22 protein-coding genes and 1 tRNA gene are annotated in these 20,514 nt (G+C 66.2%); 14 read left to right on the top strand and 9 right to left on the bottom strand.

The features are described 5' to 3' along the window. Positions 1-116: 116 nt before the first annotated feature. Positions 117-2,234 carry an AAA family ATPase gene (locus tag ABZ348_RS17550; RefSeq protein WP_358933891.1) on the top strand — a complete coding sequence of 706 codons (2,118 nt, stop codon included), beginning with the start codon at positions 117-119 and terminating at the stop codon, positions 2,232-2,234. A gap of 387 nt (positions 2,235-2,621) precedes the next feature. On the opposite strand, the gene ABZ348_RS17545 is transcribed toward ABZ348_RS17550, so the two are convergent. The 4 genes from ABZ348_RS17545 to ABZ348_RS17530 form a co-directional block, all read right to left on the bottom strand. After that, on the bottom strand, positions 2,622-3,005 hold the full coding sequence (locus ABZ348_RS17545) for a hypothetical protein (RefSeq protein ID WP_358933890.1): 384 nt from the start codon (positions 3,003-3,005) through the stop codon (positions 2,622-2,624). Beyond that, positions 3,002-3,232, bottom strand: a complete 231-nt coding sequence (locus tag ABZ348_RS17540) for a hypothetical protein (protein ID WP_358933888.1) — start codon at positions 3,230-3,232, stop codon at positions 3,002-3,004. The genes ABZ348_RS17545 and ABZ348_RS17540 overlap by 4 nt, the downstream gene beginning before the upstream one ends. A 95-nt stretch (positions 3,233-3,327) precedes the next feature. Then, a complete protein-coding gene (locus ABZ348_RS17535; RefSeq protein ID WP_358933886.1) occupies positions 3,328-3,753 on the bottom strand; it encodes an ATP-binding protein in 426 nt (141 codons plus the stop codon). A 46-nt stretch (positions 3,754-3,799) separates the two neighbouring features. Beyond that, positions 3,800-4,207, bottom strand: coding sequence for an NUDIX domain-containing protein (locus ABZ348_RS17530; RefSeq protein WP_250921826.1), 408 nt, complete (start codon positions 4,205-4,207; stop codon positions 3,800-3,802). Between the two features lie 117 nt (positions 4,208-4,324). On the opposite strand from ABZ348_RS17530, the gene ABZ348_RS17525 reads away from it, so the two are divergent. From ABZ348_RS17525 to ABZ348_RS17485, 9 genes are all read left to right on the top strand, one after another. Then, positions 4,325-5,113, top strand: coding sequence for a GntR family transcriptional regulator (locus tag ABZ348_RS17525; protein ID WP_250921675.1), 789 nt, complete (start codon positions 4,325-4,327; stop codon positions 5,111-5,113). 199 nt (positions 5,114-5,312) lie between these two features. Continuing rightward, complete coding sequence (locus ABZ348_RS17520) at positions 5,313-5,660, top strand: hypothetical protein (protein WP_358876726.1); 348 nt, start codon at positions 5,313-5,315, stop codon at positions 5,658-5,660. 1 nt (position 5,661) lies between these two features. Continuing rightward, positions 5,662-7,038, top strand: coding sequence for an FtsK/SpoIIIE domain-containing protein (locus tag ABZ348_RS17515; protein ID WP_358934037.1), 1,377 nt, complete (start codon positions 5,662-5,664; stop codon positions 7,036-7,038). A gap of 59 nt (positions 7,039-7,097) precedes the next feature. Then, complete coding sequence (locus tag ABZ348_RS17510; RefSeq protein WP_358933884.1) at positions 7,098-7,679, top strand: DUF2637 domain-containing protein; 582 nt, start codon at positions 7,098-7,100, stop codon at positions 7,677-7,679. 14 nt (positions 7,680-7,693) lie between these two features. Next, the gene (locus ABZ348_RS17505) at positions 7,694-7,882 is read left to right on the top strand and encodes a mobile element transfer protein (protein ID WP_358933882.1); all 189 of its coding nucleotides are present in this window, start codon (positions 7,694-7,696) and stop codon (positions 7,880-7,882) included. Positions 7,883-7,909: 27 nt separating this feature from the next. Next, a complete protein-coding gene (locus ABZ348_RS17500) occupies positions 7,910-8,095 on the top strand; it encodes a hypothetical protein (protein WP_358934035.1) in 186 nt (61 codons plus the stop codon). 160 nt (positions 8,096-8,255) lie between these two features. Further along, on the top strand, positions 8,256-9,536 hold the full coding sequence (locus ABZ348_RS17495; protein WP_358934033.1) for a replication initiator: 1,281 nt from the start codon (positions 8,256-8,258) through the stop codon (positions 9,534-9,536). Further along, positions 9,529-9,711: a helix-turn-helix domain-containing protein gene (locus ABZ348_RS17490; protein WP_358933880.1), complete on the top strand. Its 183-nt coding sequence runs from the start codon at positions 9,529-9,531 to the stop codon at positions 9,709-9,711. The genes ABZ348_RS17495 and ABZ348_RS17490 overlap by 8 nt, the downstream gene beginning before the upstream one ends. Beyond that, complete coding sequence (locus tag ABZ348_RS17485; protein WP_329020327.1) at positions 9,711-10,862, top strand: site-specific integrase; 1,152 nt, start codon at positions 9,711-9,713, stop codon at positions 10,860-10,862. The genes ABZ348_RS17490 and ABZ348_RS17485 overlap by 1 nt, the downstream gene beginning before the upstream one ends. 68 nt (positions 10,863-10,930) lie before the next feature. Here ABZ348_RS17485 and ABZ348_RS17480 read toward each other — a convergent pair. Continuing rightward, a tRNA-Arg gene (locus ABZ348_RS17480) sits at positions 10,931-11,006 on the bottom strand. A gap of 381 nt (positions 11,007-11,387) precedes the next feature. Here ABZ348_RS17480 and ABZ348_RS17475 point away from each other — a divergent pair. After that, positions 11,388-13,121, top strand: a complete 1,734-nt coding sequence (locus ABZ348_RS17475) for a class I adenylate-forming enzyme family protein (protein ID WP_358933878.1) — start codon at positions 11,388-11,390, stop codon at positions 13,119-13,121. On the opposite strand, the gene ABZ348_RS17470 is transcribed toward ABZ348_RS17475, so the two are convergent. Continuing rightward, entirely contained in the window at positions 13,108-14,391 is a 1,284-nt protein-coding gene (locus ABZ348_RS17470; RefSeq protein WP_358933876.1) for a M6 family metalloprotease domain-containing protein, read from the bottom strand. The genes ABZ348_RS17475 and ABZ348_RS17470 overlap by 14 nt on opposite strands. Positions 14,392-14,634: 243 nt before the next feature. Between ABZ348_RS17470 and ABZ348_RS17465 the strand changes: the two genes are divergently transcribed. Then, on the top strand, positions 14,635-15,315 hold the full coding sequence (locus ABZ348_RS17465) for a TetR/AcrR family transcriptional regulator (RefSeq protein WP_358933874.1): 681 nt from the start codon (positions 14,635-14,637) through the stop codon (positions 15,313-15,315). Between the two features lie 310 nt (positions 15,316-15,625). Continuing rightward, positions 15,626-17,143, top strand: coding sequence for an MFS transporter (locus tag ABZ348_RS17460; RefSeq protein ID WP_358933872.1), 1,518 nt, complete (start codon positions 15,626-15,628; stop codon positions 17,141-17,143). A 145-nt stretch (positions 17,144-17,288) separates the two neighbouring features. Here ABZ348_RS17460 and ABZ348_RS17455 read toward each other — a convergent pair whose 3' ends face one another. Further along, positions 17,289-17,804 (bottom strand): MarR family transcriptional regulator, encoded by a 516-nt coding sequence (locus ABZ348_RS17455; protein WP_358933870.1) that lies wholly within the window; start codon positions 17,802-17,804, stop codon positions 17,289-17,291. 105 nt (positions 17,805-17,909) lie between these two features. Here ABZ348_RS17455 and ABZ348_RS17450 point away from each other — a divergent pair, with 105 nt between their 5' ends. Next, positions 17,910-18,686, top strand: a complete 777-nt coding sequence (locus ABZ348_RS17450) for a class III extradiol ring-cleavage dioxygenase (RefSeq protein ID WP_358934031.1) — start codon at positions 17,910-17,912, stop codon at positions 18,684-18,686. Positions 18,687-18,713: 27 nt separating this feature from the next. On the opposite strand, the gene ABZ348_RS17445 is transcribed toward ABZ348_RS17450, so the two are convergent. Together ABZ348_RS17445 and ABZ348_RS17440 are read right to left on the bottom strand one after the other, a co-directional pair. Next, positions 18,714-19,760 (bottom strand): questin oxidase family protein, encoded by a 1,047-nt coding sequence (locus tag ABZ348_RS17445; RefSeq protein WP_358933868.1) that lies wholly within the window; start codon positions 19,758-19,760, stop codon positions 18,714-18,716. A gap of 80 nt (positions 19,761-19,840) precedes the next feature. After that, positions 19,841-20,407, bottom strand: a complete 567-nt coding sequence (locus ABZ348_RS17440) for an N-acetyltransferase family protein (RefSeq protein ID WP_358934029.1) — start codon at positions 20,405-20,407, stop codon at positions 19,841-19,843. Between the last annotated feature and the right edge of the window lie 107 nt (positions 20,408-20,514).

The raw sequence follows: 20,514 nt of genomic DNA, 5'->3' as shown, positions 1-20,514 counted from the left end.
CCAGGTGCTTTGGCGCGCGGAGGCCAGTTTGTCCAACACGCCTCGAACGGGAGCCTCGTGGATCTAGGCTGTTCAGCTCATGCCCCTTGCACCCTAGGGCGAACAAACCGTGATCCATGAGAGGCACTGCAATGCGGATCTCGCATATACATGTCCAAAATTATCGAGGTCTCCGAGATCTGAAAATGCCGATCTCTCAATTTGGTTGCATAATTGGCGAAAATAACGCAGGGAAGTCATCTATTCTGCAAGCGCTGGACATATTCTTCAGCGGTCCGACCCTGAAGGACTCTGACTTCTATGACAAAAGTAGCCAACTCCGCATCGAGATTGTCTTTGAGGAGATAAAGGATGAAGATCTAGCGCGTCTCGCCGAAGAGCATCGGGGGAGAATTGAAAAGGCAACCGAGGGAGGCAAGCTAACGCTTTCTCGTGTTTATAAAAGTCCTGGCAGGGGGCTTCTTCGCCAGGTGGATGAAGTCCCTTCCGACAAGAGTTATTGGCCGTCTTCTGTCAATGAGCTCGTCGCAGGGAAACGAGGCGAGGAGCTAAGAGAGAGTGTCATCTACGTATTTCCTCAGTTGCGGGAGGTTCTTTCGCAGAAAACCACTCAAAAAGAAGTCAAGGAGGCGGTCGCAAGACTGGCCAGTGATCTTCCTCCTTCTGAGCGAGTGAAAGGCGATGTGGAGCTTCCTACCGGAATGGATAGATCCATTCAGGCGCTCCTTCCGGAAGTTATTTACATTCCTGCAGTTAAAGAGCTCTCGGACGATCTGAAGACCACCGAAAGTGCCTCATTTGGGAAATTGCTTGGGATCCTCTTTGAGCAAATTAAGCCGCAGCTTGCAGATCTGAGTTCGCTGTTTGGGCAACTCCGTGGGTATCTAAATGTTGAAATTCAGGAAGACGGCACTCAGGTAGATGAAAGGTTGGCCGAGGTCCGGCAGATTGAACAGCTGGTACAGAGGAATCTCCAAGCAGCCTTTCCGGATACCGTCACACAAATTGAAATCCCTCCGCCTGACCTCAAGAGCATTCTCTCGAACGCAACAATTACAGTCGATGACGGAGTCCGTGGGGCGTTCAAGAGCAAGGGAGATGGTCTCCGGAGGTCTATAACCTTTGCCATCCTCAGAGCTTATGCGGAGTTGCGAGCCTCCATGCGCGGAGGATTTCCCGAAACGGCACGGAGGCCCTACTTCCTGTTGTTTGAGGAGCCTGAACTTTTTCTTCATCCGCGTGCACAACGTCAACTCTTCGAAGCGTTGAGAGTATTCGCTCAGGATAATCATGTGCTGGTAAGTACTCACTCCACATCCTTCTATAGCCCGCAAGCTACCGGCACCTTTGTGAAGATTGCAAAAGACCGAAACGTTACACCTCCAGAGGCTGTTGCCTATCCCGTAGATCTCTCGCACCTAAAGGCGAAAGATCAGTTTCAGATGATTCGCCAAGAGAACAATGATGCCGCTTTCTTTTCCGACAAGGTCCTTCTGGTTGAGGGTGACAGTGACCACATTTTGATCCCGCACGTTGCTCGCACTCTGTGCCCTGATTGGGATTTCGATAGGCGATCTGTAGCCATTGCGCGAGTCAATGGTAAGTCCAGCATCGGAAGATATCGAGAATTCTTTGAGCGGTTTGGTGTTTCGGTTGCGGTGCTTGCAGATCTGGACGCAATTTCCGAGGGGTTCAATAAGCTAGGAGCTAGCGAAGACTCCATGAAAAAACAGCGCCATCTCATGTCGCTTGTTGGTGCAGTGATCGCAAAGGAAGGCGCGGCATCCTACGATCTTTCGAGTAATCAGGCTCGAAAAGCTCGTGACGCGCCAGCCATGAAGGAGCTTTGGCGAGACGCGAAGCAGGCCGCAGATATGTTTTTGGCGGGAGAGGGTGATTGGCCTCATGTGAGGCAAAAGGTTGATGAATTCTTCACTCGCGTCGTGACGCGTGACCTACGGGTCAGCGCAATCAAGTATCCGCTCAACCGCGAGATCGAAGAGGCAAAATCCTCCTTGATTGCGACGCTGCGTGAGGAAAAGATCTATGTGCTTGAACGTGGAACAATCGAGGACTATTACCCTTCTTCGGTTGTAGGAGACAAACTTACTGCAGCCCAGAACTTCTGTGATGAGCATCGAACGGCGAGCGGGATGAGATCTGCGCTCGCTTTGGAAGCGGCTGATATCCAATGCGAGTTCGACCTTATTTTTCAGAGTTTCTTTGAGGAGTAGTCGACGCTCAGTTCATTACTCGACCTCTTGAGGGCACCTCGGTTATCCGCAGGTGAGTCCGGTCGGTGGAGCGGCTTTGGGCGGGAGCTGCCATGGGGCGAGAGATCGGGGCCCGTAAGCTTTCGGCGAATCGGGCGGTCTGTGGACCTGCCCGCAATGGCACGATGTGGGCCCCGATCTTAGAGGCTCGCCCCATGGTGGCTGCCTAAAGCCGCGGAGCCGACCGCCCCAGCCACATCGGGGTTCACCACCCACCCACCCGCTCTCGGCGCGGCCGGCGGAGCCGGGGCCGGAGCGGGGCGGAGACAGGAGCGGCGGGCCCGGCCAGAGCCGGACCGCGTGCGGCGAGCGAAGCGAGACGCCTTGAAACCGTAGAGAAAGTTGTTCTCACTGAGTCCACGGCGGCTCGGTGTACTGGTCTGCGCAGGCTGGGAGGTTGCCAGTCTGGCGGTGGGCCAGGTGGAGGAAGTGCACTGGTCTGGCGGTCCATTGGATCGTGGTGGTGGCCTGGGTGACCGTGAATGCAATCGGTTGGCCAGAGTTGAGGGTCAAGACGGTGTTGAGGTACTCCAGCGTGAGCCAGTCGAGGACCTGTTGGAACGGCTCTGGGTCCAGTGCCGGAACGATGGTGCGTACCGCGGTTCTGATCCAGCGGACGGCCTGCACTGCACTGTCAGTGTTGAGTGAGCCGACCAGTACGGGTGTCATGGCGGTAGTGGTGTGGGTCTGGCATTCGCACCAGAAGCCGGGGGTGACGAGTCGCGCGGTCATAGGGTCGTTCCTGTGGGGCGGGCGGAGAGTACGTACCGTGCGGTGTCGTCGTGGAGGGTGAGGGTGTACATCTCGCCTTCGGCCAGGGATGTTCGGGCGCGCTCGTGCTCGGTGTGGTCGGTGAGCCAGTGGCGGCCGGGGGCGGCGTAGTGGGGATCGAGTTGGTCGGTGACATCGCGGACCCGGCGGGTGAACCACCGCAAGGCCAGGCGGGGGCTGCGGGCCATATAGGAGCCGAGCCAGCAGGTGTTGCCACCGGTCGTGGGTTGGGCGGTGGCCTCGCACCAATAGGTGGGGCGGCTTGGTAAGGCGGATAGGGGCGTCACCATGGGTGCCCCTCTGGCTCCTGCGTTCGGAGTTCCGCGGTGATGGTGTGGCCGTGGCCGGTGCTGTGGATGGCGACTCTGTCGGCGAGTGTGGTGACCATGTCGAGCCCTCGGCCGCTGACCGCCATGTCATCGGCGCACGTCACCCTCGGGACGGTGCTACTGCTCCCCGCGTCGGCCACTGATACGAAGACGGCGTGCTCGGCGAGCGCGAGTGTGATGTGGAAGGCGCCGTTCTTCTCGCCGCTGGCCGTGTGCCGGAGTGCGTTGGCGCTGAGCTCCGTGACGATCACTGCGACGTCGTCCGTGCTCGGGTGGCCGTTGAGGATGTCGCGGGTCCAGCGCCTGGCCCGGCTCACCTCCTCTCGGAATCCTGGACAAGTGAGGCCCCAGACTCGGATTTCACTCATATACTCGTGCATACAAGTTCCTTTATGCTGGTGGGCGGCTATGGACCGATGGTTTGTACTAGATGAGTCGCACGCCGTCGTGGGCTCGGACGGCAGGCGGGGTCATGGTGTCGAGTGCGTCCTGGACTCGGATCGCATACGCCTCGTCGGCCAGCTCGGCCGCCTCGTCGCGGGTGACCCAACGCAAAGCCTTGGTCTCGTCACCGGTGGTCGGCTGGCCCTCGATGGCACGGCAGCGGAAGACGAGCGAGACGATCAGGCCCGTCATGTTCTTGTAGATGCCGGTCAGGGTCGCGGGAAGCTCGATCTTGATGCCGGTCTCTTCCAGCACCTCCCGCTGAAGCGCCTCGGGCAGGGTCTCCCCGGCTTCGACCACTCCGCCGGGCGGCTCCCAGTGTCCGTTGTCGCGTCGCTTGATCAGCAGGGCGCGACCGTGGTCGTCCACGATCACTCCGGCGACGCTCACGGAGTGGGGGCGTTCGGCATCAGTCACGTTCGGCGTTCCTCGTCCCGGCGGGCTGGCTAGGCTGCTCACCGTAGCAACAGCACTCAGCCTCTTGTCTAGATATCCAAAGGAGTGCACATGTCCGCTCTTGCGTCCGGCCTGCTCGGCTCACTGGACCCCACCAGCGACCGCGCCGTCTTCCGGCAGATCGCCGATCAGCTGCGGGAAGCCATCGACAAGGGGCGATTCGCCGAGGGGGCCAAGCTGCCCTCGGAGTCCGAGTTGGTCGAGCATTTCAGCGTCTCCCGGATGACGGTCCGCAACGCGCTTTCCATCCTCCAGAGTGAGGGCCTGGTCTCGTCCGAACACGGCAAGGGCGTCTTCGTCCGGCCTCGGCCGCCGGTTCGCCGTCTCGCCTCGGACCGATTCGCCCGCCGTCACCGGGAGCAGGGGAAGTCCGCCTTCATCGTGGAGGCCGATGCGGCTGGCAGTCACCCTGAAGTGGACAACCTGGAAGTGAAAGAGGAGCGTCCGACCCCTGATATCTCGGCTCGGCTGGGAGCTCCCCGCAAGGTCCTGGCTCGGCGCCGTCGCTATCTGCTCGACGGCCGGCCGGTTGAGTTCGCCGTCTCGTATCTGCCGCTCGACCTCGCCCGCGACACCCCGATCGCCCAACCCAACCCGGGGCCTGGCGGCATCTACGCCCGACTGGAAGAACTCGGCCACACCCTCGACCACTTCGAGGAAGAGATCAAGGCCCGGATGCCCTCGCCGCAGGAGGTCAGGACGCTGCGGCTCGCTGCCGGTGTGCCTGTCTTCCATCTCATCCGTACCGCCTTCGACACCAAGGGACGGGCGGTGGAGGTCTGCGACACGGTCATGGCGGCGGATGCGTACGTACTGAACTACCAGCTGCCCGCCACCTAACCGGCCTGTGCGCACGGGATGCTGACGGACCCTCGGGGAATCGATCGCGGCGAACTCGTACACACGAAAACGCCAACTCGTATAGACGAGTGGTCAAGAGGTGTGGCACTCTGGGTCTCGTTCCTGCTGAACCCTGTATCCCGATGCATCTTGTCTAGATGACTAGATGCATTGAGGTGAACCTCTGAGGAGACATCCCGTGCGTTCCATCCGTGTTGACACCTCCACCGCGACGATCCTGCTGACCGAGATTCCTGAGCCCAAAGTCCGCGACCGGCAGACCGGTGAGATCGCCAAGGATGCCGAGACCGGTGAGGCGTTGATGAAGGTCGGCGTCGTCTACATCGACGAAGGCGAGTCCGCTCTGGTCCACGTCACCGTTCCCGAAAGCGGCATCACACAGGGGCTGCCCCTGGGCGGGCTCGTCTCGCTGCCCGGTCTGGTCGCCCGCCCGTGGGAGTCGGTGTTCAACGGCCAGGCACGGCACGGCATCGCCTACCGAGCCGCCGCGCTGACCGCCGGTGCGACAGTCGGTGCCGGTGTCTGAGATGCCCGGTCCGCTGACGCTCGCCCTTCTGGGCTGCCTCGTCGTCGCACTCGGCGGTGGGGCGGTCTGGGCCAAGGCCCGGTATCCGGCCCTGTACTGGTTGGTTGTGGGCCTGCCGCTCTCAGTCGTCCGGGTCCTCATCTCGTACGGGTCGGTCATGGACTCCTGCGGCCTGGCGGTCGCTCCGTCCCGGCTGAGGGTCCTGGTCGTCACAGCGGCAACCCGGCGAGAGGTCCGGCCGGTGCCACCTCGGCGTGGACTGATCAGACCGACCGCGACCGGAATGCGGTTCCGCGTCCGGCTCGCACCCGGCCAGGAACCGGCGGACCTCGCTGCCTCGACGGAGCGGCTGCGGCACGCGTGGGGCGTACACGCGGTGCACGTCGCCGCCGTCAAGCCCGGTGTGGTCGAACTGCGGCTGGTGGGCTTCGACCTCCTGCGGAACGTCCGAATGCCCAAGGCCGTGGCGGTGAAGCCGCTGTGCGTGCCGGTCGCCCTACGGGAAGACTCGCTTCCGTTCGTACGGGACTACCTGACCATTCCCCACCAACTCACCCTCGGCGCGACCCTGTCGGGCAAGTCGATGTACCTGCGGAACCTGATCGCCGGACTCGCCACTCAGCCGATCGCCCTCGTCGGCATCGACTGCAAACGGGGTGTCGAACTGGCTCCCTTCGCTCCCCGGCTCTCCGCCCTGGCCACCGACCCGGATCAGGCCGCCGAACTCCTGCCCGTACTCGTACAGGAAATGGAAGACCGGTACGACCTGATCAAAGCTCGGCAAGGGGCGAACTCCGGGAGCCCGGGGGAGTGCGCCGCGTCGGATATCTGGGGCCTGGCCGAGCATGAACGACCGGTGCCGATCGTGCTGTTCGTCGATGAGGTGGCGGAACTCTTCCTGACCGCGACCAAGGAGGACGAGGAACGGCGGGACGAGATGGTCACGCAGCTGATCAGGCTCGCCCAGCTCGGCCGTGCGGCCGGCATCTATCTCGAAGTCTGCGGGCAGCGCTTCGGGGCCGAACTCGGCAAGGGAGCGACCATGCTCCGGGCCCAGCTGACCGGCCGAGTCTGCCACCGCGTCAACGACGAAGCCTCGGCCAAGATGGCCTTGGGCGACATCGCGCCGGAAGCTGTCATGGCGGCCTGCTCCATCGCCCCTGAACGCCCTGGCCTCGCTGTCGCGGGAGACACCTCCGGCGGCTGGACCCGCATCCGCACTCCGTACCTCGCACTTCAGGACGCTGCCGCCGTTTGCCGCGATACAGCCGTCCTGGCACCGGACCTACCTGCGCTGAGCCGCTTCCGGCCTGCCATGCCGTGGATTCCCGGGCAACCTCCGATGCCGCTGAGCAAGCCGCACCCCGTCACCCACTGACCACTCAAGCGCCAACTCCCTACCCCCGCCATGCCCAAATCCGATTGGAGGGCTCCGCCATGCGTCATCACCTGGCCAAGATCGACGCCGTACTGATCCAAGCCGTGATCGCTGGTGCACTGTCCTTCGCCCATCTGCACGACTTGGCCGAAGCCGCGGGACAGGGCGGCTGGAAGGCGTGGGCCTATCCGATCTCGGTCGACCTGCTGCTTGTGGCGGCCTGGCGTCGGCTGCGTTCGGGGCACTCAGCCGCGTCCGGGTGGTGCTGGTTCGTCACCGCGCTGGCGGCCTCCCTCGGCGCCAACATCGCCACCGCCGGACTCCTCGACCTCAGCGACGTGCCGGACTGGCTCCGCATCCTCGTCGCCGGATGGCCTGCGGTCGCCTTCCTTGGCGGGACTCTCCTCGCTCACCAGCCGAAAACTGCTCCGCCCACTGCGGAACCGGAGCCTGAGCCCGATCCGGAACCCGATGTGCGGCCAAGCTGCGCAGCTGTCCCCGCTGCCCTGCTGGATCACGCCCGGAAGGTGGCCACCGCCCACCAGGACCGGACCGGCCAACCCATCGACGGCGCAACCCTCCGTGCCCGCCTCGGCGTACCGCAAGCGCTCGCGGACCGGATCACCGCCCAACTCACCTGAAAGGACTGCCGCCCATGGCGCCCAAACGCTTCCGTGACCTAGCCCGTATCGGACCCGTGCACGTCGGCACCTCGTACGACCACCGGGGCCGCGAACGACACACCGCAGCCTGTACGGCTCCCCGCTGCGGACTCTCCGCCGACTACGCATCCCGCTCCGCCGCTGAGCTGGCCGCCCGAACTCACCGCTGCGCCATCCGCTGACAGGAGGTCCCGACCGTAAACGTCTCTCTGCCACTCGTCCTGATCCTGGGCGTCATCGCCTGGGGCGCGATCAAGTTCCTCGGCGTCCGCCTCTGGATCGTCGTCGTCATCGCGCTGTTCGGCTTCTACCTCAGCGAAACCGTGCTCGCCCCCGCCATCGACTCCGGCACCCGGACCGGTGTCGACATCGTCAACGGCACCGACCGCCGCTGAGCGGCCCACCGGGACGGCACCGATACCGCCAAGCATCCGCCGTCCCGGCGGGCCTTCCCCTTCGCCCGACACACACGTCAGAACAAGGAGAAGCACCATTACTACCGGAACCACCTCGGTCCCACTCAAGGAACTGGGCGCACTCGCTACCTTCGGCACGCTGCCCGCGCTGGCTCGTCAACTTCGCGGCCTGGGCGGCTGCCTCCACCCCATTCGTCTCGACGGCCACCGCACGGAGCACCGACTCGATACCTCATCGGGGGAGATCGGTGCGGTGCTGCATAGTCTCGACTCCGCTGACCTTCCGGCGGGGAGTCTGCTGGTGCGGTGCAACAACCGGCGGGCCACTCGTTGCACGGCCTGTGCTGAGGTGTATCGGCGTGACACCTTCCAGCTGATCACCGCCGGCCTGCGCGGGGGCAAGGGCACTCCGGAACAGGTCTCCACGCATCCTCGGGTGTTCGCCACGTTCACCGCACCCGGCTTCGGCCCTGTCCACAACCGGCCCAGTGGTCGCCCAGCCTGCCGGTGCGGCACCAACCATCCGGCCGACGATCCCGCCCTCGGTACCCCGCTCAACCCGTCGACGTACGACTATGAAGCCGCGGTGCTGTGGAACGCCCATGCGGGGATGTTGTGGCGGCGGTTCTCGATCTACCTGCGCCGCGAGATCGCCAAGCGAGCCGGACTCACCCAACGGGACTTCCGGCACGTGGCCCGGGTCTCGTTTGCCAAGGTCGCCGAGTACCAGCGGCGCGGGGCTGTCCACTTCCATGCCGTGATCCGCCTCGACGGCCCCGACGGCGACACCACCCCACCCCCGGTCTGGGCCACCGCCGAACTCCTCACCGACGCCATCCAAGCCGCAGTCCGCTCGGCAAGAGTTTCCGGGCCGGTGGTCGATGGACGTGCTCACCGGTTCGCGTTCGGTCGGCAACTCGACGTCCGCACCATCCGCGGCAGCGACTTCACGGGTGGCAGTGAGCTGACTGATCGTGCGGTCGCCGCGTATATCGCCAAGTACGCGACCAAGGGGGCCGAGACCGCGACGGGCACCCTCGACCGCCCGTTGCGGTTCGTCGCCGAGCTTGCCCATCTCGATCTGACCGACCACGCACGCCGCATGATCCGCACCTGCTGGACCCTCGGCGCACGCAAAGACCTGGCAGAACTACGGCTCCGGGCATGGGCGCACATGCTCGGCTTCCGCGGCCACTTCTCCACCAAAACCCGCCACTACTCCACCACCCTGGGCACCCTCCGCCATGCCCGCGCCGAATGGCGACGCGTCCAAGCAATCCCGGAAGGCCAGTCCGAGGAAACGACGTACGTCCTCGCCCACTGGACCTACACCGGAACCGGCCTCACCCCCACCGAGGAATGGCTAACAGCCACCCTCGCCCCCGCACCGGGAACGGAAGGAGAACCGGCCCATGCCTGAAGACGAGCTGCTGACCGTTCCCGACGTCATGGCCCGGCTCAAGCTCGGTCGGTCCACCGTCTACGACCTGATCCGCTCCCGCCGTCTGCCCTCGCTCACCATCGGTCGCTGCCGCCGCATCCCGGCACGCGCCATCCGCGACTACATCAGCAACCAACTGGAGGCGGCTGCCTGATGGCTCAGCAACGCAAACGCAACCCGAATGGCGCGGGGACCATCACCAAGCGCAAGGACGGCCGCTATCAGGCAGCCGTCTACGTCCTCCAACCGGACGGCACCCGCGCCCGCAAGTTCGCCTACGGCAAGACCTGGGCGGAGTGCGACACCAAGCGCCGGGAGCTCCTGGCCAAGGTGGACAGCGGCATCCCCGTACCGACCAAGTCGGCCAAGCTCGCCGAATGGCTGCCGTACTGGCTGGACAACATCATCAAGCCTCGCCGGAAGCTCAGCACGTACGACAAGTACGAGGCACACGTCCGGCTCTACCTGGCGCCGTTGCTCGGCACGAAGCGGCTGGAATCCCTCAGCGTCGGGGACGTCCGGCGTTTCCTCGTCCAGTTGGAGAACAAGACGACCGCTGCCACGGCGAAGGAGTCCCACCGGGTCCTTCGCACGGCCCTCACAGCGGCCTGCAGGGAAGAGCTCATCGCCAGGAACGTGGCCGGGCTGGTGGAGCCGCCACGCCCCAGCACACGGGAGCTGACCCCCTGGACACTGGATGAAACGCTCGACTTCCTGGCGGCGTCGCGAAAGGACCCGCTCTATGCGGCCTTCGTCCTCGCGATCGCCATGGGGCTCCGCCGGGGCGAGATCGTCGGTCTTCGCTGGGTTGATGTCGACCTGGACAACCGCGTGATCCACGTGCGGCAGCAGGTCCAGCGGCGGCGCGGAGTCCTCTACAACGACGAGACGAAGAACCGTCGCCGTCGTGCGCTGCCGCTCCCCGCGATGTGTGTTCCGCCGCTTCGATGGCATCGGCTGCGCCAGGCTGCCGCCAAGCAACGAGCCGCGGAGCTGTGGGATGAGCGCGGGTACGTCTTCGCCACTCGCACCGGTCATCCGGTCGAGCCGCGCAACGTCTACCGCTCCTTCACCCGTGTCGCCGAGTCTGCCGGCCTCCGCGTCATCCGGTTGCACGACGCACGGCACGGCTGTGCGACCCTCCTCACCGCGGCCGGGGTCGCTCCCCGGGTCGTGATGGAGATCCTCGGCCACAGCCAGATCAGCATCACCATGGACGTGTACACGCATGTCGTCCAGGACACCAAGCGGGAGGCGATCAGCCACATGGACCGGCTGCTCAAGAGGCGTCCCGACCGTCAGTGATCATGGACGTTGATGTCAAACGTGGATGTCAAAGGCCCCGGACCATGATCGGTCCGGCGCCTTTTGGCTGGTGCCCCCGGCAGGATTCGAACCTGCGACACCCGCTTTAGGAGAGCGGTGCTCTATCCCCTGAGCTACGAAGGCGGGGTTCCGTCGGAAAGCAGTGACCCGAAGTCGACCCGAGTGGGGCCGGCTTCCGTTCAGCCTGCCGACAGGCGTGTGGTGGATCGGCCCTCGGGAGGGCTTGGCCGCCGCGGACAGTCTAGCGGGTGGCTGCGGGCGGTACCCGAGGGTTCGGGATGGGGGTGTTGATGGCCTTTGTCGGGGGTTCGGTGGGGTGGGCGAGCCCGAGGCGGGTGGTCCCGTTCCGTGGGTGGTCCATCGTGCGTGCCGTCCGGCAGTGCCGTTGACCATGAGGTCGGCCAGGCGGCAGGGTGGCTGCCGTGCCGTGTGAGGAAATTCGATCATGGGGCTCGGATGGGACCACCGAGGTTCGTTGACCGTCGTGTCAGGAGTGAGGCAGCCGTGTCGAATGCCGAAGACAGGGCCGTTGCCGAGGGCAGGGCCGTGCGGGCGCTCACCGCTGACGGGGCGCCCTTTGCCGTGGTGCGCGGGGAGGACGGGGGTCTGCTCTACGCGGACGGGCCGCGGACGTTGGTGGAGTTCGTGGAGGTCACCTGGGGCTTCGGCGACCAGGTGTTTCTCGTGGGGGAGAGCACGTCCTACACGTACCGCGAGTTCCTGGCCGCGGCCTGTGCGCTCGCGCGGCGGTTCGTCGAGGAGTACGGGCTACGGCCCGGCGACCGTGCCGCCGTACTGATGCGCAATCGTCCCGAGTGGCAGATCGCCTTCTGGGCGGCGCAGTTGGCGGGGCTGATCGCCGTACCCCTCAACACCTGGTGGACCTCGGCAGAGTTGCAGGAGGCGCTCGACGACTGCGGGCCGCGGGTGCTGCTCGTCGATGGAGAGGGGTTGGCACTCGTCGACGACTGGCGCAAGCGGGTCGGGGCGCGCGCAGTCATTTTTCAGGGCGATGGGACCGTCTTTCAGCGCGATGAGACCGTCGAGCGGTACGAGGACTTCCCCGTGGCCGATCCCCGCACCGCCCCGCCCGGGATCGAGGTGCGCGCCGAGGACGATGCCACCATCTTCTACACCTCGGGGACCACCGGACGGCCCCGGGGCGTGGTGGCAACCCATCTTGCGCAGGCCGGAGCGGCCCAGCATCCGCGGTATCACGCGGCGTTGGCCGCGCTCGCCGATGGGCGGTTCCCGGGGCAGGGGCCCGCGCCCGTCGCCCTGATGACCTACCCCTTCTTCCACGTGGCCGCCTTCACCGCCCTGTACTCGGCCATGAGCGTCGGCGGGACCCTCGTGCTGATGCGGAAGTGGGACGCCGGTGCCGCGCTCGGGCTGATGAGGGAGCACGGCGTGACCCACTTCTCCGGGGTTCCCACCGTTGCACTCGATCTGCTGGACGCCGCGGAGCGCACGGGCGATGACCTGGCGAGCCTCACCCATCTGTCCACCGGTGGGGCCGTCGCACCCCCGGCCCTGGTGGCTCGGCTCGCCGCGCGCCACGGGCGCCGGATCGAGCCGCGTACCGGGTACGGGCTCACCGAGACGAGCGGCGGAGTGCTCGCCCACTGCGGTGACGCCTACCGGGACGAGCCCGAGGGAGCGGGCACCGCCGCGCCCACGATCGAGGTGCGGGTCGTCGGAACGGACGGGCGACCGCTCCCCGAAGGGGAACTCGGCGAACTCCAGCTGCGCGGCCAGTCGGTGATGCGCGGCTACTGGCGTGACGAGACCGCCACCGGTGACGCCTTCGTGGACGGCTGGCTCAGGACGGGCGATCTGGCGACCGTGCGGGAGGGCCGGGTCTGCGTCGCCGGACGGATCAAGGAGGTGGTGGTCCGCGGTGGCGAGAACGTGTACTGCGCCCGGGTGGAGGCAGCCCTCCACGAGCTGCCGGCCGTCGCCGACGCCGCCGTGTTCGGCGTGCCCCACGACCGGCTCGGCGAGGAGGTCGCGGCTGTCGTCCGGCTGCGCGAGGGGGCCGTTGCCGGTGTGGAGCAGTTGACCGCCGAACTGGTCGGTCGGATCGCCGCCTACCAGGTGCCGACCCTGATGAGTTTCGGGGAGGTCCCGCGCAACGCCGCGGGGAAGATTCTGCGCGGGGTCCTCCGTGATCGGGTCGTGCGGTCGAGAGGCGGATCAACACCCGGAGCGGCGGCGCAGGAGTTCACGAGCGGCTGACGCGCACCCGGTACTGGTCGCCGTCCTCCTTCACGACGGAGATCTCGACACCGTTTCTCTCGTCGGTGAAGGTCTGTCCCGGGCGGTAGGGCGCGTCCGAGAGTTCCGCGTGGACGTTGGGCTTGCGGGTGCAGCCGCCGCTGTCGCGTTCGCTGTCAGCGACGGTCACCGGTCCCTGTCCGGTGTCCACTCCGGCGTGGACGCGATAGATCAGCACCCCCGGCCGGCACACCGCTTCGTCGTTGCCCGCCCTGGTGCGGACTTCGATGGCGTACCCCTCGTCCGAGGTCAGCGGCACGATGGTCATCTTGTGGCCGCCCGCCGTGGCCAGCGGGGTCAGGGTGTGTTCGGTGGTCCCGGGTACCGAGGCGCAGCTGATCTGGTCCGTGTCCAACCAGCCCAGCTTCCACTTGTGCCAGCCGAGCAGGTCGTTGTTGGCCCCCCAGTCCTCGGACATGATGTCCCAGTGCCCCACCGCACCGCCGCCTTCGGCGGTGTAGAGGTCGGGCAGGCCGAAGACGTGGCCGTTCTCATGGGGCAGTACGCGGTAGCCGGTCTCGGCGTAGGACCCCGAGCCGTCGTCCTGGCGGCTGTAGACGAACGAGGTGTTGGCCAGCGGTACGCCGTCTGCGGTCGGGGCCTCCGCGTTGCCGGAGAAGGTCACGGAGAGCACGGTGTCCAGCGCCGACGGGCCGGCGTTCGGGGTGACGATGATGTTGAGCAGGTCGTACGCGCTGAAGTCGACCTCTTCGTCGGCGACCAGGACGATGTCCTCGACCAGCTTCCGGTAGCCCGGCTCGTACGGTGATCCGCGCTCTATGCCGTACTCCTCGAACGACAGCGGCATCCGCAGCCAGTCGGTGACGGGCGCATGGGACTGGTAGTTCAGCCGTCCGTACGAACTGGTGCGGAACCAGTCGGACGTCTGGGGGAAGAACTCGGCCAACCGGTCCAGCGCCTCTCCCTCTCCCTCCGCGTCCGGGAAGTCGATCATGAGGTTGAGGGCTCGGACCTCGCCTATGGAGGGCGAGTAGCCGGCCGGGGTGGGGACCCCCTCCGACATCTGGATTCCCAGGGCGGGCGGGAGCCGGCACGGTCCGACTCCGGTTTTGTCCGGGGCGGCGACGGGGCCCGCGGAGACCCGGGCGGGGGTCGGGAGGGTGGTGCTCGCGGTGGTGAGGGAGGCGAGGGCGAGAGCGGCGACGCCGGCGAGGACGGTGAGACGGCGGGTTCTGCGGGCGGGGCGTATCCGGTGGCGTGTGGGGTGCATGCATCCGCCTTCGGGTCCGCGGCAGCAGGCCGGATCTCGCTGCGCTCTGTGGATCAGCCTGTGACGGGTGGTGTCCTCCCGCCCGTCCGGTGGGCCGTTCGTGGGACGCCCTGGACTTCAGACGGAGGCCCCTTCGAAGGGCAGTGACCCACGTCACATGGGAGGAAGAAATAAGTGGGGAACGTTTCCCCGTTTGCCTTATCGTCTTCGAAAAGCGGGGACGGTCTCCCCGGTTGTCGGGGGATGGCATGGAGAGGGAGTGGGCGCGTGAGCACCGCCGCAGAGACGAACGTGCGACAGGTCCCCAGGCCGCGCGCTGACGCCCTGCGCAACCGGGAGCGGATCGTCTCCGCCGCCCGGGAGATGTTCGCCGAGCTGGGGCCGAACGTGCCGCTCGACGAGGTCGCCCGTACGGCAGGTGTCGGCAACGCCACGGTCTACCGTCACTTTTCCGACCGCGCCGCACTCGTACACGCCGTCGTGGTGTCGGTCCTGGACCGCATCCATGAACAGGTGCGACAGGCCGCGGAGGAGGGCGACCCCTTCGCCGCCGTCCGTCGATTCGTCCACGCGGCTGCCGACGAGCGCATCGGGGCGCTCTGCCCGATGATCGCCGGGGACTTCGACAAGGACCACCCGGACCTACTGGCCGGCCGTGATCGGCTCGAAGGGGCCGTACGGGAACTGATCGAACGCGCCCAGGCCGCGGGGCGGATGCGCGAGGACGTCGGTCTCGGGGATCTCCTGGTGGCCCTGGGGCAACTGGCTCGACCGCTCCCCGGCACCGAATGCGCGAAGCTCGATCACTTCGTCCACCGCCACCTCCAGGTCTTCCTGGACGGTCTGGAAGCGCCCGCCCGTTCGCAACTCGCAGGTCGGGCCGTTACCTTGGATGATCTACGGGGACCGGGGGCATGCCGATGACCGGACTCTGACCGGGCAGCCGCCCGCCCCGGCGCTCCGCTCGACGCAGCGGTCAGCTCCGGGAAGAGAGTCGCTGCCCGACACCCTGGGGAACTGCCGATGCGGCCGGGGTGGACATCTCGGGACGGCCGACCGAGCGCCGATGGCGCCCGCGAGACCCACGCAGTCGTGAGTCGAGCGTCTGACCAGCCGTACGTCCGGGCCCGCGGGGCCCTGGCCGTGCAAAGACTCATGCAGCACCGGTGGGGTCCGCCCGACCGTCCCATTTCTTGATCGTTTTGACCACTCCGCACGCTAGGTGGCTACACCCATGCCAAAAACAGCCGACATATCCCGTCCTGATCCCCAGCGCTGGAAAGCCCTGGTCTTCATCGCCCTGGCCCAGCTCATGGTGGTGCTCGACGCGACGATCGTGAACATCGCCCTGCCCACCGCCCAACAGGATCTCGGGATCTCCGACGGCAACCGGCAATGGGTGATCACCGCCTACGCGCTCGCCTTCGGTGGTCTGCTCCTGTTCGGCGGCAGGATCTCCGACCTGTGGGGGCGTAGGCGCACCTTCATCGTGGGGCTGATCGGCTTCGCCGTCGCGTCCGCGCTCGGCGGTGCCGCCAACGGCGAAGCGATGATGCTCGGTGCCCGAGCCCTCCAGGGCGTCTTCGGTGCGCTCCTCGCACCCGCGGCGCTCTCCCTGCTCGCGGTCATGTTCACCGACGCCAAGGAGCGCGCCAAGGCGTTCGGCATCTACGGTGCCATCGCCGGTGGTGGTGGCGCGGTCGGGCTGATCCTCGGTGGCTTCCTCACCGAGTACCTGAACTGGCGCTGGACCTTCTACGTCAACATTCCGTTCGCGATCGTCGCCGCGGTCGGTGCGTACCTGATCATTCGTGAACCCGCGGGTGCCCGCAATCGTGCCTCGCTCGACATCCCCGGGGTCGTCCTGTCGACGCTGGGTCTGGTGGCGCTGGTCTACGGCTTCACTCGCGCCGAGCACTCCGGCTGGTCGGACGGCCTGACGGTGGGCATGTTCGTGACGTCCGTCGTGCTGCTGGCTGCCTTCGTCATCACGGAGGCGAAGGTCAAGGCGCCGTTGCTGCCCCTGCGGGTTCTGACCGAGCGCAATCGGGGCGGGGTCTACCTCTCGCTCGGCCTCGCCGTCATCTCCATGTTCGGTCTCTTCCTCTTCCTCACCTTCTACCTCCAGATTGTGCAGGAGTACTCACCGGTCAAGACGGGCTTCGCCTTTATGCCGATGATCGTGGGCATGATCGTCGGATCGACGCAGATCGGCACCCGACTGATGACCCGGGTTCCGCCGCGGATGCTGATGGCCCCCGGATTCCTGGTCGCCGCGGTCGGCATGTTGCTGCTGACGCAGTTGGAGATCGACAGCTCGTTCGTCGGGCTGATCATGCCTGCTCAGCTGCTGCTGGGTCTGGGCATGGGTACGGCGTTCATGCCGGCCATGTCGCTCGCCACGCACGGGGTGGACCCGCAGGACGCAGGTGTCGCCTCCGCGATGGTCAACACCTCCCAGCAGGTGGGCGGCGCGATCGGTACGGCGCTGCTGAACACGATCGCCGCATCGGCGACCACTTCGTACATCAGTGCACGGGCTGCCGGTGCGGCCGATCCGCAGCTGCTCCAGCTCCAGGGCATGGTGCACGGGTTCTCGTCCGCCATCTGGTGGGCGGTCGGCATCCTGGTGGTCTCGGCGGTCATCTCGTTCACCCTGATCAACACGGGGCGCCCCGACATGGGGTCGGCTTCCTCCGGTGGTGGCGAGGGATCGGACGACGAGGTGCGCATGCCGGTCGCACTCCACTGACGGAGTGGATGCGGACGTGACGAACGAGGGCCCTGCTCGGAGCGAATCCGAGCAGGGCCCTTTCGTCGCGTTCATCGCCCCGGCACGCCTTACACGCGCGCCCTCCCCGAACGAGAAACCACGTCCCGGGGCCGGGAGGCCCTGGTCAGCGCAGCCAGGGCAGGTCCGCGCCCGAGTCCTGCGGTTGGAGCCCCGCCGCCAGGATGCGCATGATCTCGCCCAGCTGCTCCACCTGTTGCGGTGTCAGCCGATCGAACATCGCTTGCCGCACGGCCTCCACATGGCCGGGCGCGGCCCGTTCCAGCACGCTCATGCCCTCGTCGGTCAGGATCGCGTTCTGTCCCCGCTTGTCCGATGAGCAGTCCTCCCGGCGCACCCAGCCGTTCTTCTCCAGTCGGGCCACGGCGTGGGAGAGCCGGGAGCGCGTGATCTTCAGCGCGATGGCCAGCTCGGTCATCCGGCGGCGGCGGTGCGGAGCCCCGGCGAGTTGGACGAGGAGGGCGTAGTAGATGTGGGGCATCCCCGCGTCCCGCTGGAGCTGGCGGTCGAGGTGGTCGTCCAGGAGCATGGTGGCGTGGAGGTAGGCACGCCAGACGTGCTGTTCGTCAGCGGTGAGCCAGCGCGTGGGGCCTTCGTCGCCGCCGGGGGATGCCGTGTTCATAACTCCACTCTACGACTAGTTCTTGAAAGTTGAACTACATTCGTCTACTCTATCGGTGAGCTTGAAATTTCAAGTAGATAGGATTCGGACATGGCCGCCACCCCGTTGACTCCCGCGCCGAAGCGCATGCCGGCCATCTATCTCTCGCATGGCGCACCGCCGCTCGCCGATGACTCCCTGTGGCGCGGGCAGCTGGCCGACTGGTCCGCTGACCTGCCTCGGCCCAAGGCGATCCTGATGGTTTCCGCCCACTGGGAAGAGGCGCCGCTCGCGCTCGGAGCGGTCGAGAGCGTCCCACTCGTCTATGATTTCTGGGGCTTTCCGGCCCACTACTACGCGGTTCTCTACCCCGCCCCCGGTGCTCCCGAGCTGGCCGATTCCGTACGCAAGATGCTTCGGGGCGCCGGTCATCCGGTGCAGGACATCCCGGATCGCGGACTGGACCACGGCGCCTACGTCCCCCTGGTGGAGATGTATCCGAGCGCTGACGTTCCCGTACTCCAGATCTCCCTGCCCACCCTCGACCCCGAGAAGCTGATGGAGATCGGGCGCAAACTCGCGCCGTTGCGCGACGAAGGGGTGTTGATCGTCGGCAGCGGCTTCTTCACCCACAATCTGGCGGCCCTGCGCCACTCCGGGGTGCCGGGCTGGTCCGCGGAGTTCGACGACTGGGGGCAACGGGCTCTCGCCGCGGCGGACGTCGATGCGCTCCTCGACTTCGAGAACAAGTCCCCGGCAGGCCGACTGGCCCACCCGCGTACGGAACACTTCGCCCCGCTCTTTGTCACCCTCGGGGCGTCGGAGGGCGAGTTGTCGACCGGGCGCAGTGTGATCGACGGCTTCTGGATGGGCCTGGCCAAACGCTCCGTGCAGTTCGGCTGAGCTCCGCGGAGTCGGCGGCTCGTCGAGCTAGCGGAAGGGGACATTGAGCTCGATCGACCGTACGGCAGCGGTCAGCGCGAGGTCATCGCCGACGTCGAGTGCCGTGTCCGTGAACTTGATCGTGTGGTCATCACCATGGTCGGCCGCCCGCGCGAAGATCTCTGCCGGGTCCAGACGCGTTGTCGGGAGAGGCGCAGTCGTACCGGCGGCCGGGGTGTACGCGGCGGTGACCGCAGCACTCGCCGCCCAGGCTGCGGAAAGGCTCGACGCCCATAGCTCCCTGGGCAACGCGGGCAGCGTCCGCAGTACGGCATTGGGGGCCGTGGCCGCGTGCACCAGCATCACCGGCTCGCCGTGTCCGTGCGTGGCGTAGCGATGGGTGGCCGCGGTCACCAACTCGACGAGCCGCTCCCGGGCCGTGTCGGCGATCGCTGTCGCGCTTTCGGACGCACCGTCAGTGGACGCTCCGGGGGCGGGCCATTGAGGGAACGCGGTCAGGCGCTCCAACCGTTGCTCGATCCCACCGGACCGGTCCACCACCGGCGGCACCAGATCCAACGCTGAGGCCGCGCTGGGCGCGACTTCCAGATGCCCCAAGGGCGGCAGGGGTGCATGGCGGGCCGCCCAGTATCCCAACGCATGGGCCAACTCGACCGTGCGCGGGCTCGTTTGAGTGCCCGACAGCAAGGTGCGTACCGAGTGGCCGACCCTGATCACCGGATGGGTGGCGCCGCCCGCGATGCCCGGCAGCAGTCGGGGCCACCACTCGGCGAGCACCTCGCGCCAGGGGCGTTCGGCGACCTCCCGCTCGAAGTGCTGCGCCCAGTCGGCGATCCGGCGCGGGTCGCCCAACGCCTCCCGCCAGTCGGCGGGCGCGATCGGGTCGGTGGGCGACGGCATCTCCTCCAACTTATGGCGGTACCGGTCGACCCAGGGGTGAACGGAACGCGCCTGACCGTGGCGTACCAGTGCTTCGACCGCCATCGGGGCGTGGTTGCTGAGCCAGCCGTGCCGCTCGGGGCCACTGAGGTGGATGCGGTCCAACGCTTCGTCGAGGGTGCCGGTGGTGTCCATGAGGGGACGGTAGGGCGTGGCGTCGCCGGACCGTAACGGGCTGTGGTCCTAGACCTGTGGACCCATGGGCCGCTGGGGCGTCAGGGAGTCCCGCCCAGCTCCTTCTCGTACCAGGTGATGTCCCAGTAGCTTCCGAACTTCCGTCCCGCCTCCGTGTACGTGCCGATCGGGCGGAAGCCGAACCGTGCGTGGAGTTTGGCCGACGCCTCGTTGGGCTGGGTGATCCCGGCATAGGCGCGGTGGACGTCCTCATCGGCCAGCGCGCGGAACAAGTGCTCGTACAGAAGCGTTCCTATACCGAGGCCCGCTGCCTCGGGAGCGCAATAGATGCTCACCTCGACGGAGGTGGCATATGCGGCCTTGGGGCGTAGAGGGCTACTGGTGGCGTACCCGAGCAGTGCACCTTCTTTTTGCGAAGTGTTTTCAGGGTGTTCATCAGCATTTGTGACGCTCCGAGCAACCAGAAGACGGTGCGGGCCGTCTTTAGGGTGGGAACGCAGCCACGGCAAACGCTGCTCAGGGGTGAAGGTGGCGATGTCGAATGTGATCGCCGTCTCCCGGACGTAGTGGTTGTAGAGCTCCGTCAGCGAGTCCAGATCGGTCTCGTCACCCGCTCTGACCTGTACGTCTGTACGTTCCCGCAGCACTGATCCTCCTTTGGTGGGCGGACAGGGTACTGCAAGATCGTAAAAATTGAAGTGATCCACGGGAATTCTGTCTTGATTCCAGTCGTTGATTCCATCGGATGCAGGGC

Source organism: Streptomyces sp. NPDC005963, assembly GCF_040638655.1.
Lineage (GTDB): Bacteria > Actinomycetota > Actinomycetes > Streptomycetales > Streptomycetaceae > Streptomyces.
This window is presented reverse-complemented; position numbering and strand designations above follow the sequence as displayed.

Coding starts and splice junctions, on each gene's coding strand:
- ABZ348_RS17510 (WP_358933884.1), top strand. CDS start 7,098: ATGCGTCATCACCTGGCCAAGATCGACGCCGTACTGATCCAAGCCGTG.
- ABZ348_RS17455 (WP_358933870.1), bottom strand. CDS start 17,804: ATGAACACGGCATCCCCCGGCGGCGACGAAGGCCCCACGCGCTGGCTC.
- ABZ348_RS17445 (WP_358933868.1), bottom strand. CDS start 19,760: ATGGACACCACCGGCACCCTCGACGAAGCGTTGGACCGCATCCACCTC.
- ABZ348_RS17550 (WP_358933891.1), top strand. CDS start 117: ATGAGAGGCACTGCAATGCGGATCTCGCATATACATGTCCAAAATTAT.
- ABZ348_RS17515 (WP_358934037.1), top strand. CDS start 5,662: ATGCCCGGTCCGCTGACGCTCGCCCTTCTGGGCTGCCTCGTCGTCGCA.
- ABZ348_RS17470 (WP_358933876.1), bottom strand. CDS start 14,391: ATGCACCCCACACGCCACCGGATACGCCCCGCCCGCAGAACCCGCCGT.
- ABZ348_RS17540 (WP_358933888.1), bottom strand. CDS start 3,232: ATGGCCCGCAGCCCCCGCCTGGCCTTGCGGTGGTTCACCCGCCGGGTC.
- ABZ348_RS17460 (WP_358933872.1), top strand. CDS start 15,626: ATGCCAAAAACAGCCGACATATCCCGTCCTGATCCCCAGCGCTGGAAA.
- ABZ348_RS17545 (WP_358933890.1), bottom strand. CDS start 3,005: ATGACCGCGCGACTCGTCACCCCCGGCTTCTGGTGCGAATGCCAGACC.
- ABZ348_RS17535 (WP_358933886.1), bottom strand. CDS start 3,753: ATGCACGAGTATATGAGTGAAATCCGAGTCTGGGGCCTCACTTGTCCA.
- ABZ348_RS17485 (WP_329020327.1), top strand. CDS start 9,711: ATGGCTCAGCAACGCAAACGCAACCCGAATGGCGCGGGGACCATCACC.
- ABZ348_RS17490 (WP_358933880.1), top strand. CDS start 9,529: ATGCCTGAAGACGAGCTGCTGACCGTTCCCGACGTCATGGCCCGGCTC.
- ABZ348_RS17525 (WP_250921675.1), top strand. CDS start 4,325: ATGTCCGCTCTTGCGTCCGGCCTGCTCGGCTCACTGGACCCCACCAGC.
- ABZ348_RS17505 (WP_358933882.1), top strand. CDS start 7,694: ATGGCGCCCAAACGCTTCCGTGACCTAGCCCGTATCGGACCCGTGCAC.
- ABZ348_RS17465 (WP_358933874.1), top strand. CDS start 14,635: ATGGCATGGAGAGGGAGTGGGCGCGTGAGCACCGCCGCAGAGACGAAC.